The organism is Novipirellula rosea (assembly GCF_039541335.1).
Lineage (GTDB): Bacteria > Planctomycetota > Planctomycetia > Pirellulales > Pirellulaceae > Novipirellula > Novipirellula rosea.
Window position 1 is genome coordinate 74727 of record NZ_BAABGA010000024.1, and the last position, 13512, is coordinate 88238.

The 13512-nt window shown below is 54.1% G+C and carries 11 protein-coding genes; 9 read left to right on the forward strand and 2 right to left on the reverse strand.

Annotated elements, in window-relative coordinates:
• The first annotated feature begins 233 nt into the window (after nt 1-233).
• The 9 genes from gdhA (at nt 234) to ABD971_RS09475 (ending at nt 11277) form a co-directional block, all read left to right on the forward strand.
• On the forward strand, nt 234-1586 hold the full coding sequence (gdhA, locus tag ABD971_RS09435; protein WP_339942423.1) for an NADP-specific glutamate dehydrogenase: 1353 nt from the start codon (nt 234-236) through the stop codon (nt 1584-1586).
• A 29-nt stretch (nt 1587-1615) separates the two neighbouring features.
• On the forward strand, nt 1616-3262 hold the full coding sequence (locus ABD971_RS09440) for an acetolactate synthase large subunit (RefSeq protein WP_345321467.1): 1647 nt from the start codon (nt 1616-1618) through the stop codon (nt 3260-3262).
• Nucleotides 3263-4130: 868 nt separating this feature from the next.
• Nucleotides 4131-5306, forward strand: a complete 1176-nt coding sequence (locus ABD971_RS09445; protein WP_339942425.1) for a methyltransferase domain-containing protein — start codon at nt 4131-4133, stop codon at nt 5304-5306.
• A gap of 84 nt (nt 5307-5390) precedes the next feature.
• Entirely contained in the window at nt 5391-6458 is a 1068-nt protein-coding gene (gene arsS, locus ABD971_RS09450) for an arsenosugar biosynthesis radical SAM (seleno)protein ArsS (protein ID WP_345321470.1), read from the forward strand.
• Entirely contained in the window at nt 6455-7300 is an 846-nt protein-coding gene (locus ABD971_RS09455) for a phosphate ABC transporter substrate-binding protein (RefSeq protein WP_345321472.1), read from the forward strand. Before arsS ends, ABD971_RS09455 begins: the two co-directional genes overlap by 4 nt.
• Nucleotides 7281-8147: a phosphate ABC transporter permease subunit PstC gene (gene pstC, locus ABD971_RS09460; RefSeq protein WP_345321474.1), complete on the forward strand. Its 867-nt coding sequence runs from the start codon at nt 7281-7283 to the stop codon at nt 8145-8147. The genes ABD971_RS09455 and pstC overlap by 20 nt, the downstream gene beginning before the upstream one ends.
• The gene (gene pstA, locus ABD971_RS09465; protein WP_146593961.1) at nt 8140-9018 is read left to right on the forward strand and encodes a phosphate ABC transporter permease PstA; all 879 of its coding nucleotides are present in this window, start codon (nt 8140-8142) and stop codon (nt 9016-9018) included. Before pstC ends, pstA begins: the two co-directional genes overlap by 8 nt.
• Nucleotides 9015-9893: a phosphate ABC transporter ATP-binding protein gene (locus ABD971_RS09470; protein ID WP_345321481.1), complete on the forward strand. Its 879-nt coding sequence runs from the start codon at nt 9015-9017 to the stop codon at nt 9891-9893. Before pstA ends, ABD971_RS09470 begins: the two co-directional genes overlap by 4 nt.
• 4 nt (nt 9894-9897) lie before the next feature.
• Nucleotides 9898-11277: a TIGR04283 family arsenosugar biosynthesis glycosyltransferase gene (locus ABD971_RS09475; RefSeq protein ID WP_345321483.1), complete on the forward strand. Its 1380-nt coding sequence runs from the start codon at nt 9898-9900 to the stop codon at nt 11275-11277.
• Nucleotides 11278-11530: 253 nt separating this feature from the next.
• Here the strand turns inward: ABD971_RS09475 and ABD971_RS09480 are convergent, their stop codons facing one another.
• Nucleotides 11531-12532, reverse strand: a complete 1002-nt coding sequence (locus tag ABD971_RS09480) for a DUF3179 domain-containing protein (protein WP_345321485.1) — start codon at nt 12530-12532, stop codon at nt 11531-11533.
• A gap of 388 nt (nt 12533-12920) precedes the next feature.
• On the reverse strand, nt 12921-13373 hold the full coding sequence (locus ABD971_RS09485) for a thioredoxin family protein (protein WP_345321487.1): 453 nt from the start codon (nt 13371-13373) through the stop codon (nt 12921-12923).
• Nucleotides 13374-13512: the final 139 nt, after the last annotated feature.

Here is a 13512-nt window from a genome sequence, read left to right on the forward strand (position 1 = left end):
TTATCAAGGAAGCGTTGATGATTTCCGTGAGGCTCTTGCCGTCATGATGTAGCCTAGGGGTCCCTAAGCTACGTTCAAACCAAATGATCTATGTCGATCGCGTTCGCGATTTATCTTTCGAATTCTGGTCGCAACGAGCCATCCCTTCTGTAAGAAGTCTCAGCTTCCAACGTCACATTCCACAGTTGCCCGTGTGTGTGGAATCTTTTGTCAAAAAAGCCGGAGACGATTGAATGTGGATTGAACAGTGCGAAGAAACTGAGTGCTTCATGCAGGGGCTCGAGCGGCGGAATCCCGGGGAACCGGAGTTTCACCAAGCGGTGCGAGAGTTCGTTGAAACCGTGATGCCGTTCGTGCTAAAGCATCGCAAATACAAAGATGCTCAGATACTCGAAAGGATGACGGAGCCGGATCGAATCGTCATCTTTCGCGTCACTTGGGAAGACGACGCAGGCAACATTCGAGCGAATCGGGCGTGGCGAGTACAATTCAATAATTCGATCGGGCCGTACAAAGGCGGAATGCGGTTTCATCCCGACGTCACGTTGAGCGTCCTGAAATTCCTCGGCTTTGAACAGACCTTCAAGAATAGTCTCACGGGACTGCCGATGGGCGGGGCCAAAGGCGGCGCGAACTTCAACCCCAAAGGAAAGAGCGATCGCGAAGTCATGCGATTCTGTCAATCATTGATGATCGAACTTCATCGCCACATCGGAGAAGACACCGATGTTCCGGCCGGCGATATCGGGGTTGGCGGTCGTGAGATCAGTTATCTGTTTGGGCAATACAAACGCCTCGAAAATCGTTTCGCTGGAATTTTGACCGGCAAAGGACAGACCTTCGGCGGCAGTCTCGTCAGGACCGAGGCGACCGGTTATGGCTGCGTCTACTTCTGTGAAAACATGTTCAACCACATTGGTGATAGTCTCGAGGGAAAGACGTGCGTGGTATCGGGATCGGGAAACGTCGCGATTTATACTGCAGAGAAAGCTGCCGAACGGGGCGCAAAGGTTGTCGTCATGTCCGATTCATCCGGTTTCGTTCACGATCCAGCGGGAATTGATGCCGAGAAACTCGCTTTCATCAAAGATCTCAAAGAGGTGCGTCGGGCGCGAATCTCGGAGTATGCCGACAAGTTCGATGGTGTCACCTTCCATGCCGATGAACGTCCCTGGAATGTGCCGTGCGATGTCGCCTTTCCGTGTGCCACGCAGAACGAGATCAGTCGGGACGATGCGAAAGCGTTGATTCGCAACGGAGTCAAAGCCGTCTGTGAAGGTGCCAACATGCCTACCGAACTGGCTGGTTCTCATGCGTTCCTGAAAGCCGGGGTGCTTTACGGTCCGTCAAAGGCCGCCAATGCTGGCGGTGTTGCGGTATCGGGGTTAGAGCAAAGTCAAAACGCCTTGCGACTTTCGTGGAGTCGCGAAAAAGTCGACGAGAAGCTGAAGACCATCATGCACGATATCCACGACAAGTGTGTTGAGTATGGTCAGACCGACAAATTTGTGAATTATGTTCGTGGCTCAAATATCGCCGGGTTCATCAAGGTCGCTGATGCCATAATGGCTTACGGTGTCGTCTAAACGGAAAGACTACTCAAGCAGGAATCATCATGAAAGCCTCCGATCTATTTGTGACAGCCCTAGAGAAGGAAGGCGTTGAATTCGTCTTCGGCATTCCAGGTGAAGAGAATCTCGATTTCCTCGATTCACTATCGCGGTCGAATATCAGGCTGATCCTCACCAGACATGAACAAGCTGCCGGTTTCATGGCAGCAACCTATGGACGGCTGACCGGCAAATCCGGAGTTTGTCTCTCCACGCTTGGGCCGGGGGCAACAAATCTGGTTACCGCCGCCGCGTACGCTCAGCTCGGCGGCATGCCGATGCTGATGATCACGGGGCAAAAGCCGGTTAAGACCAGTAAGCAAGGCCAGTTCCAGATCATTGACATCGTCGACATGATGCGTCCGTTGACGAAGTACACGAGACAACTGGTCAGCGGAGCCAACATTCCATCACGAGTCCGCGAAGCGATGCGGTTGGCACAAGAAGAGAAACCAGGCGCAGTGCACCTTGAATTGCCGGAAGACATCGCCGCTGAGCAGGTCGACGAAGTACCGATTCCCGCCAGCCTTGTCCGGCGACCGGTCGCCGAAGACAAGTCCATTCATGCGGCTGTAGAGATGATTCGTGCTGCCAAGTCGCTCCTGTTATTGGTGGGTGCCGGCGCGAACCGCAAACGGACATGCAACATGCTGCGCCAGTTCGTGGCCAAGTTGGGGATTCCCTTCGCAACGACTCAGATGGGCAAAGGCGTGATTGACGAGCGAGACCCGTTGTTTCTCGGCAACACCGCTCTTTCGTCGAACGACTTTGTCCACCTCGCGTTCGAGGCGGCGGATCTGATCATCAACGTCGGCCATGACGTGGTTGAAAAGCCGCCGTTCTTTATGCGTGCCGGAGGCGTCAAGGTCATCCATGTCAACTTCTCGTCGGCGTCAGTCGATCCGGTCTACTTTCCGCAAGTCGAGGTCGAAGGCGATATCGCCAATAGCATCTGGCGGTTGAAGGAGAATCTTGAGCCGCAGCCGAACTGGGACTTTTCTCGCTTCATGACCGTTCGCAGCGCGGCCGAGGCCAGCGTTGCCCAAGGTGCCGACGATGATCGCTTTCCGATTTATCCACAACGGTTGGTCGCGGATGTCCGAAACGCAGTGCAAAAACGAGGAATTATCGCACTGGATAACGGTGTCTATAAGATTTGGTTCGCACGAAACTACAAGGCAACCGCGCCAAACACAGTGTTGCTCGACAACGCATTGGCAACGATGGGAGCCGGGTTGCCGTCAGCGATGGCAGCCAAGCTGGTCCATCCGGATCGGCAAGTCATGGCGATCTGCGGCGACGGCGGCTTCATGATGAATTCACAGGAACTGGAAACAGCCGTGCGGTTGAATCTCGATCTCGTCGTCCTTGTTCTCCGCGATGACGCCTATGGCATGATCAAATGGAAGCAGGCGAACATGGGGCTGAAGAATTTCGGACTGGACTACGGCAACCCTGACTTCGTCAAGTATGCGGAAGCTTATGGCGCAAACGGGCATCGCGTCGCGTCGAGTGAGGAACTACTGCCGTTGCTGTCCCACTGCCTGGATTCGCCCGGGGTCCATCTGATCGAAGTACCGGTCGATTACTCCGAGAACGATCGCATTCTAAATCACGAGATCCAAGAACTCAGTAGTAGCCTAGGTTTCTAGCGTGGGACCACGCTAAACCGCTGACTGGAAGCCCGGATTACGGCCAAAAAGACCGCAAGCTAAAACGAAACCCGACGGTCACTGTCATCGGATACGTCGACGACCTCGGTCGTGGTCGAGGTCGCCCTCTGTAACGAAGCATCCAAAAACCCAATTCGGCAGCATTCTCTTTCACCGCTGGCATTCGCCGAATTGTAAGCCATTTCACAGACGGAGCGATTAAGAAGCTCGTATCGTCTGAGCGGTCAAGCAGCAGCAATCGCCTATTTGCCGTTCGATTCGGGCGTTTTGTGTGTCGGCTCACATTGTCAACCGCACTGCAGGTCCGATGGAAGAGGAAAGGAATTCTCGTTCCAAGCAATCTCAAGCTGAATTTTCGCAAGGAAACCCATGTCTCGTAAATTACTCGCCAGCGCGTCCCTTTGTTGCTTCGTTGCCTTTGGTTGCATTGCTTTTTCAGGGTGCCGACAGGCTGGTTCCTGTCGCAACGGTAGCTGCTCCGCTCCTTCGTCCGGGTATGGATCGCCCGTCTATTCGGAGTCGTCCTCTTATTCTCAGCCGGCCTATCAGGGGTCTGGTTCGAGCAATTCGATGCCTTCGTCTTCTTATTCCGCGCCAACACAAAGCTACACATCTCCGAGTGGGTCGGGGACGCGTTCTGCACCTTCTGGAGGTTCAGGTACACGTTAGGTGACTGCGAAAAACCTTTTTGGAATTGTGTAAGGATTTTGTAGGTCCAGCGTCTTCCCTTGCGATTAACCAAGTTTCGGCTTGCCGTAGCCTAGGCTTCCAGCCTGGGGCCAGCACACCCAGGTTGGAAGCCTAGGCTACGGAATATTTAACTCGCATCCGAAGGGAAGTCGGTCCTATGAAAACAGCTCTGTTAGACGAAAAACAAGTCGCCGAGTCGTCGGTCTACCAGCGATACGCCGCTGCCGCCCAAGCAGTCGAACCCGCGCTTTGCTGCCCGGTCCAGTACTCAACCGACTTGTTGAAGGTGATCCCTCAAGAAATCATTGAACGGGATTATGGATGCGGCGATCCCACGCCCTACGTTCGCCAAGGCGAAACGGTGCTGGATCTGGGCAGCGGAGGTGGCAAGTTGTGTTACATCGCGGCCCAGGTCGTCGGTCCCGAAGGACGCGTGATTGGGGTCGATTGTAACCGTGAAATGCTGGGGCTCGCTCGCAAGCATGCACCCGCGGTGGCCGAGCAGCTCGGTTACGCAAACGTCGATTTTCGCTACGGTCTGATTCAGGATTTAGCTCTCGATCTGGATCAACTTGCTGGCGAGTTGTCAGCACATCCCGTGAACGATCCGGCTGGCTATCTCGAGCTCCGCCACACCGAGGAACGATTACGTCGCGAACAACCACTCGTCGCTGACGAATCGGTCGATTGCGTCTTGTCCAACTGTGTACTGAATCTTGTCCGGCAACAAGATCGCCGACAATTGTTTGCTGAAATTTTCCGTGTCTTGCGTCGCGGAGGCCGCGCTGCAATTAGCGATATTGTCAGCGACGAAAGTGTCCCGCAGCGTCTGCAACAGGACCCGGAACTTTGGTCGGGCTGTATCACTGGCGCGTTTCGTGAAGATGAGTTTCTTGAAGCGTTCGAGGATGCAGGCTTTCACGGAATCGAAATCGTCAAGCGACAAAGCGAGCCTTGGAGGACGGTGGAGGGAATTGAGTTTCGCAGTGTGACAGTCGTTGCGCACAAGGGAAAGCAAGGTCCTTGTTTGGAACGCGGGCAAGCGGTGTCGTATCGCGGCCCATTTAAGAAAGTCCAGGATGATGATGGTCACACGTATTTCCGGGGCGAGCGGATGGTTGTTTGTGACAAGACGTTCAATCTGCTTCAGCAAGAACCGTATACGAACATGTTTGACGCGATTGAGCCGCGTGTCGTTGTGCCGTTGGAAGATGCGAAGCCGCTCGATTGCCGGCGCAGCACGCGACGTCATCCGCGTGAAACGAAAGGCCTCGAGTATCACGCGACCACCGAAGCGACGAATGGCTGCAGCGACGAAGGTTCGTGCTGCTAGACCGTAGCCTAGGCATCCAGTCTGGGTCTCATCCATGCATCCAATTGTCCCAGGCTGGAAGCCTGGGCTACGCAAGGAACCAACATGCAATTATCACTGCTAAGGCAAAAAAGCGAACTCACTAACGCAGCCATACAGCGAGAAATTCTCGAAGGAGTAGCGAAACCGCGACAACCCTACTTCAACGAGAAGCTGCGGTCGAGCGGCTTAGAGAATCTTCGCGCCACTGGCATCGACGTCATGCAAATCAACGTGGGCAAGTTGTGTAATCAAACTTGCACGCACTGCCACGTGGACGCGGGGCCAGACCGTCGCGAGAGCATGTCGCGAGAAACGGCCGAGCAGATCATCGACGTGCTTGCGAACAACGACATTCCCACCCTGGATATTACCGGGGGCGCACCGGAGATGAATCCCAATTTTCGTTGGATCGTCGAGCAGGCGCACAAGCTTGGTTGTCGAGTCATTGACCGCTGTAACCTAACGATCTTAATGGCCAATGGATTCAAGGATTTACCCGAGTTCCTAGCCAAGCATGATGTCGAGGTTGTCGCCTCTTTGCCGTGTTACATGGAAGAAAATTGTGATAGCCAGCGCGGCAACGGCGTTTTCAAACGTTCCATTGACGCACTCAAACGTTTGAACCAACTTGGCTACGGACACCCCGGTTTGGGGCGGAAACTGACGCTCGTTTACAATCCCACTGGAACCGCATTGCCGCCGTCGCAACACGAACTCGAAGCGACCTACCGTGACGAGCTGAAAACGCGATACGACATTGTCTTTTCGGAACTACACACGATTACCAATCTTCCGATCAGCCGGTTTCTCGATGAACTGCTCCAGGGCGACCAACTCGATGTGTACATGCAGAAGCTGATCGATAGCTTCAATCCGCTCACCGTCGATGGCGTCATGTGTCGCAGGATGATCTCGGTGGATTGGCAGGGATACCTATTCGACTGCGATTTCAACCAGATGTTGAACATGGGATTGTCTGCGGACCTGCCACAGCATATTTCAGATTTCGATCCCTCGAGACTTGGCGACCGCATAATCCAAACCGGCCGGCATTGCTTTGGCTGCACCGCCGGATGCGGATCGGGATGCCAGGGAGCCACGGTAACGTTTGCGTCGAAGGAGGCATCGTGATTCCACGCCCACGTCTCCTGAGAACAACCACGCTTTTCGCCCTGACACTACTGTGCTTCGTCTTCCTCGGTTGCTCGTCAAACGATGCTGATAAGAACAAGAAGCAAATTGTGCTGACAGGGTCGAGCACGGTTGCGCCATTGATCGGTGAGATCGCCAAACAATTTGAAGCTCAGCATCCCGGAGTGCGGGTCGATGTGCAAAGCGGCGGCTCCTCACGAGGCGTTGCCGACACACGCCGCGGACTTGCAGATATCGGAATGGTCTCGCGAGACCTGAAGACCGGTGAACAGGATCTAACAGCGTTCACGATCGCTCGAGACGGGATCTGTGTCATCGTGCATCGAGACAATCCCGTTACATCACTGACCGACGATCAGATTGTGGCTATCTATACAGACCGCATCAACAATTGGAAAGAAGTTGGCGGATCAGACGCGCCCATCACCGTCGTCAATAAAGCCGAAGGTCGATCCACGCTGGAATTATTCGTAAGCCATTTCGATTTGGACAACGCACAAATCAAAGCCGATGCCGTGATCGGTGACAACGAACAAGGAATCAAGACCGTTGCCGGTAACCCCAACGCCATAAGTTACGTTTCGGTTGGAACCGCTGAATACGATGCCACTCACGACGTCGCGATCAAACTGCTGCCACTGGCGGGCATTGCGGCGTCCATCGAAAACGTACGAGCCGGCACGTTTCCATTGTCGCGGCCGTTGAATCTGGTCGTGACAAGCGAGCCCACCGGAATCGTGGAGGAGTTCATTGCGTTTGCTCGCTCACGCGATGTGAATGAGATCATCTTGGAGCAGTACTTTGTCCCGCTTTCCCAGTGATACCATTCTCGTTTGGCTGCTTCGCGGCTGCGGATTGCTGACGGGGGCGATCACCGTGCTAATTGTAGGCTTTCTGATTTGGGAATCGTTACCCGCGTTTCGCGATGTCGGTGTTCAGCGCTTTGCTTCCGACTCATCGTGGCATCCTTCGGCGGGACCGACGAAGGGACAATTCAATCTTGTTCCCATGATTGCGGCGACATCACTGGCAACTGCGGGCGCAGTTCTATTGGCCGCACCGCTTGGGATCGGCTCGGCGGTATTCGCCCATTTCTATGCACCGCGACGATTAAGACGAGCGTACGGTAAAATGATCGAACTGCTCGCCGGGATTCCTTCGGTAGTCTATGGCCTGTGGGGGCTGGTGGTGCTTGTTCCACTCATTTCGCGATGGCATCCGCCGGGAACCAGCCTGTTGTCGGCGATCATCATCCTGACGATTATGATTCTACCGACGATCGCGTTGCTGGTCGGTGCCGCTTTTGACAATCTGCCGTCGGAGTACCTACGAGCATCCGCGGCACTAGGGCTTTCGCGCGGACGAACCGTCACTAGCGTCGTTTTTCCAGCGGTTCGGTCAGGATTGTTCACGGCGGTGCTACTGGGAACAGGCCGAGCGATCGGCGAGACGATGGCGGTATTGATGGTTGCTGGCAATGTCGTTCAAAACCCAACCCGCATTTTTCAACCCGTCCGAACGATTACAGCAAACATTGCATTGGAGATGGCTTACGCGATGGACGGCCATCGCTCGGCATTGTTCGTTTCGGGGCTGCTGTTGATGGCGATGGTCATCGTGCTCGTCGGCTTCGCTGAATGGGTCAGTCAGGGGCGTATTCATGGCTAGTCATCCTCAAACCTATTCGCGTTCAGCCGTCAGCGTATTGTTTGATACACTGGCAACCTGTGTGGCATGGTCCATCGCAGCGTTGGTCAGTGGCATTTTTGTTTGGATATTGGCGGACATCGTCATCGCAGGTCTGCCGTCGATCTCTTGGAGTTTTTTAACCGAAACGCCTCGAAATGCGGGACGCGATGGAGGGATTTTTCCCATCATCATTTCAACGCTACTGATCCTGTTCGTGGCAATGCTCGTTTCGGTCCCGCTCGGATTGGGAACCGCGATCTTACTGAGCGAACTGACACGGGCGGAAAGCACGTTTGGAATGCTGGTGCGCCGCAGTTTGGATGTTCTCGCAGGCGTGCCTTCGATCGTATTCGGGCTGTTTGGCAACGCATTTTTTTGTATCTATTTGGGACTCGGGTTTTCGATTTTATCAGGAGGGCTGACGCTATCGTGTATGGTGCTGCCGATCCTGATACGAGCGACCGAGGAAGGTTTTCGCTCGGTTCCGAACGAATATCGCATGGGTGCGGCGGCGTTGGGGTTATCTCGAACTGCGACGCTTGTGCAACTGTTGTTGCCAGCCGCAGTACCCGGGATCGTCGTTGGATTGGTGCTGGGTATCGGCCGCGCATTAGCGGAGACCGCGGCGCTGATTTTTACTAGCGGATACGTGGATCGTGTCCCCGGTTCGTTGTTCGATTCCGGGCGTTCCTTATCCGTTCACATTTTTGACTTATCGATGAATGTTGCTGGCGGTGATCGATATGCGTATGCCTCCGCATTGGTTCTCATTGCGATGTTGATCGTCATCAACGCGAGTGCGAGTTGGACTGCCAATCGTTGGTTGAGAAAAAGGATCGTGGTGACATGAAATCAGAAAACAGAGAACGCCCTGACCGCGGTGGCTGCGAACAGGCGAATTGTCCGGAACACAACGGGTTCACCCTCGGTCCCCTCGATACCGGACCACCATGCTGTATTCCCGAACCATTGATCGAAGTCGACGATCTTGCGGTTCACTACGGGAATGCTCGCGTCTTGAGCGGAATTTCGTTGACGATCAACCGCGGATGTGTAACCGCGTTGATTGGGCCATCGGGCTGCGGAAAGACAAGCTTCTTGAGTAGTTTGAATCGCATGACGGACATGATTGCTGGATGCCGTGTCGAGGGAAACATTACGATTGGCGGGCTCGACGTGCAAGCGACGAAGGATGTGATCTCGCTCCGCCGTCGCGTCGGAATGATCTTTCAAAAACCAAATCCCTTTCCTCTTTCGATTCGCAAAAATATCGAGATGCCTTTGAAGGAACACGGTTTTCGGCAGCGAAGTGAACGGACGGAAATCATCGAAAGCGTTCTTGAGGACGTCGGCTTGTGGGCAGAGGTGAAGGATCGACTTGATTCATCCGCGTTGTCACTTTCGGGCGGCCAACAGCAACGGCTTTGCATCGCACGCGCTCTCGCTTTGCGCCCCGAAGTTCTATTGATGGATGAACCATGTAGTGCCCTGGACCCGTTGGCTAGCAGTGTCGTTGAAGAGCTGCTGCAGAATTTCCGAGGACGGTACACCGTTGTCATCGTGACCCATAACTTGCAGCAAGCGCGGCGGGTCGCCGATTATGCCGCTTTCTTCTGGGCGACCGACGGTACGGGCACGTTGATCGAACACGGGACCGGCGCCTGTATATTCGACAAACCGCAACAACCGTTGACGGTAGCCTATGTCAATGGCAAGGCGGGGTAACGAAGTGACCGCGAATCAAATCGAGAAACTCACTGGCGACCCGTCGGGATCAACCACGTTTTCGGCGAAGCCTCATCGCGTGATCGTGTTTTCACGATATCCAACTCCTGGCTTGACGAAGACCCGGATGATCCCCGCGCTCGGTGCCGAGCGCGCGGCACGCCTACAGCACTCATTGACGAGTTTGACGTTGGGGGTGGCGAGTGATTATCGCGCGGACCGTCCCTGCGATTTAGAAGTTCGGTTCGTAGGCGGCGATCCAACGTTGATGCGAGAAGCGTTTGGAACGGAAAAACGCTATCTCCTGCAACGAGGCGTAAGTTTGGGAGAGCGACTAGTCGACGCATTTGCTGTCGCGTTCAACGAGGGGGCAACACGAGTCGTCGTGATCGGATCAGACTGTCCCGAAATTTCTTCGACGGTTCTCGACGAAGCAATCAACGCATTATCACACGCCGATGTGGTCCTGGGGCCGGCAATCGACGGTGGTTACTACCTGATTGGGCTGAACACGAATCAGCCTCAACTCTTTCATGGGATCGACTGGGGAAGCGGAAGCGTATTGCGAGATACCATTGCAAACGCAAAGCACTCGCAATGCAAAGTACATCGTTTGCAAACGCTTTCGGATGTCGACTATCCCGAGGACTTGGTTATCTGTCGTCGTAATCCCGAGGCCTTCGGCAACGTGCTTCCCCAGACTCGGGATGGTGTCTTGTCGGTGATTGTACCGACACTGAATGAAGAACGCTGTATTGAACAGACGCTTAGCCGAATGGTCGGGATTCCGAATGTCGAAGTCGTTGTCGCGGACGGCGGCAGCGAGGATTCGACGATCGACATCGCGCGACACATGGGGGCGACGATCGTCTCTGCCAAACCTGGGAGAGGGAGACAGATGAACGCGGGCGCGGCGATCGCGACTGGCGACGTGCTGTTATTTCTGCATGCTGACACCCAGGTGCCGGACTCGTTTCATCAGCATGTTCGGGCGACACTCCAGCACGGCGTGATCGCGGGCGCGTTCTCATTGCGGATCGACGGTGACGATTTTGGATTGAGATGGATTGAGAAAGGTGTGAACTTGAGGTCGCGTTTTCTCGGGCGACCTTACGGGGACCAGGGGTTGTTTGTGTCCGCAAGCTGTTTTTTCAAGATCGGCGGTTTTCCAAATTGGCCGTTAATGGAAGACGTCGAGATTGGCAGCCGCTTGCGGAAATACGGCAGCATCTCGCTGACCAAAGCCGCCGTCACAACGTCCGCACGCCGGTGGTTGCGACTGGGGATTCTAAAAACCACACTCATCAACCAACTTTGCATCGCCGGATTTTGCTTGGGCATTCCATCGGAAACGTTGCACCGCTGGTATCGGTCGCGGCGTTAAGTTTTCGCACGGCTTGACACTACCCGTGTTTGCCAATTTCCCAACCGCTACCGCCAAGGTGTTTTTGGGCGAAAGCGGCACAGTCCGGTTCAAGGGTTGTTGCAAACGTGTCGTTCCATCAACTCAGGAATCCAAATAACGCCATCATGCCGATTTGAAAACGCGGAATCTCGAAGTCACGAATTTTGAATGCCATCGAGCGCCGGTATGCGATGTGAAAACGATTCTAAATAGGAAATGCCGGAGGGCAACGTCAGCGACCAGCTATCTCGGTTCCAGGTCGAAACGCATACCATGCGAACCAAAATGTATTCATCCACTGCAGTCCAGCATCCGCCTCGACGACTCGAATCGTTTGATCTTTGGCATCGAATGCTACGGTGAACTTTTTGCTGCCAAGCGACTTCTCGATCTGCGTCGACTTCCCTGCAAATGCCGAAACGGGAATCGCCAGTGCGGCGGTATCATCCCAAACTCCGATCATGCGTTCCTTCAATGGCAACGCATTGCTGATCGGTTTCGCTGGGAACATTAAATTGGGCTGTTGGAAGTAACCTGCATACGGGCTGGTTCTATAGTTTCGCCGATGTCCGGTTTCCGATGAAATCACAGTGGTGTTTGGATGGCGAGCTTGCCATGCAGCCCACGTGGTGAGTTCCATCGGCAGAACGGTTAACTTCATTCTGGCGCCAGGTCCCGAAACCCCTTCTCCTTTTATCTGCGACCAGAGACTTTCCGCGTTGGATCGGTCGTACATCAATACGTTGCTGTTGTAGAGCAATCCCGAGACACCGAACTCTCGTTCACCCAGAGGAGTCCGACGATCAAATACGACAGCCGAGTCACACAGCGGACAATAGGTCACGGCGATCGGTAATTCGCCGATTCGATCATTGATGATTTCGTGGTAGTTCAAAATCGCCAGCGGGTAGGCACGTGATTCGCGACCCGACACGACGCCCACCACCCGATCACTCGGCCCGAGGTAGGATGCTTCCGCTGCCGAAACCAACTTTGGATTTGACAGTGCGGGAATGCCGTCTTTCGGAGGACCACCGGATTGAATCTCCCGAACCGGAATCGTTGCCTGGCTCAAGTCAAACCCAGTACCGCCCAGAACCGGAAACTGCACCTGTTGGACAGTGGGCTGTAACTGGAAAATGCGTTTAACATGACGTGGGATCGACCACGAAACTGCAAACGCTAACGAAGTGAACAGCAGCACGCTGCGAACGTAATTGGACTGAATCCCCATTTTGGATTACTCCCTTTTAATCAATCGAGGTGTTGGTGATTTTCGTCATTGTGTGAGCTTCCTCACGGACAGGCGGAGCCGAAGTGCGCAATATTTTGTTTTTGTAAAACTCAGTTTTTCTAACTTGCAACGGAAATGATCGATGTTCAATACCATTCGTTTCACATTTTTGGCCGCAATTTGTTGCGTTCCGTTCGTCGGATGCTCATCGAATAGCTCACCTGAACCACTCGATTCGCCGCCCGCGGTCAATGCCGGCGATCAGGCCGACGATCAACCGAGTGCACCCTCACAAGGGTCAGGTACGTCGAACTAGACTCTGCACTCGATGATTCATCATGGTTTCTCTGTTAGCAGGGACTTGCGACCAACACTCGATTCAGCATCGCTATCTCGCAGTGGATGACTGGGGTGACCGTTGTCGCGACAACCGTATTGCACGCATCGTGTTTGCAAGTTTCTCTGCCGAAATATAGCCGTCCATGCGTGTCACGAGTTGGCGATCCTGAGTAAAGATCAGAGTTGCGGGATAGCCTTTGATTTGCATCGTTTCGATCAATTCCTGATGCTGTTCGTCCGTCAGTTTCAGCGGCACGTACTCCTCTGCAATGATCTTGGCGATTGCGGGGTGTTTCCATACATCGCGGTCCATTTCTTTGCAGTAATGGCACCAATTCGCTCCCACGGAAACGATGATCAGTCGGCCTGTGGAGTGCGCCGCTTGGATCGCCTGTTCCGGCGAATGAGTCCAACGCACCTCTGCGGCCGCAATCGGATGACGATGGGACATGAAACCAACCAACATCAACGTGAGTACGGCTAACTTCCTAAAATGATTCATTCTGAATTCCTTTTGTTTCGCAGTTGTTTCAGTTTCCGCTGACATCGCTGCAGTCCAGGCGATCGAACGTCAATCGACGTCCATTCAGGGAAAGAATCGACAAATCGACAGCTTGTTTCCGTATGCCTGCTCACATTGC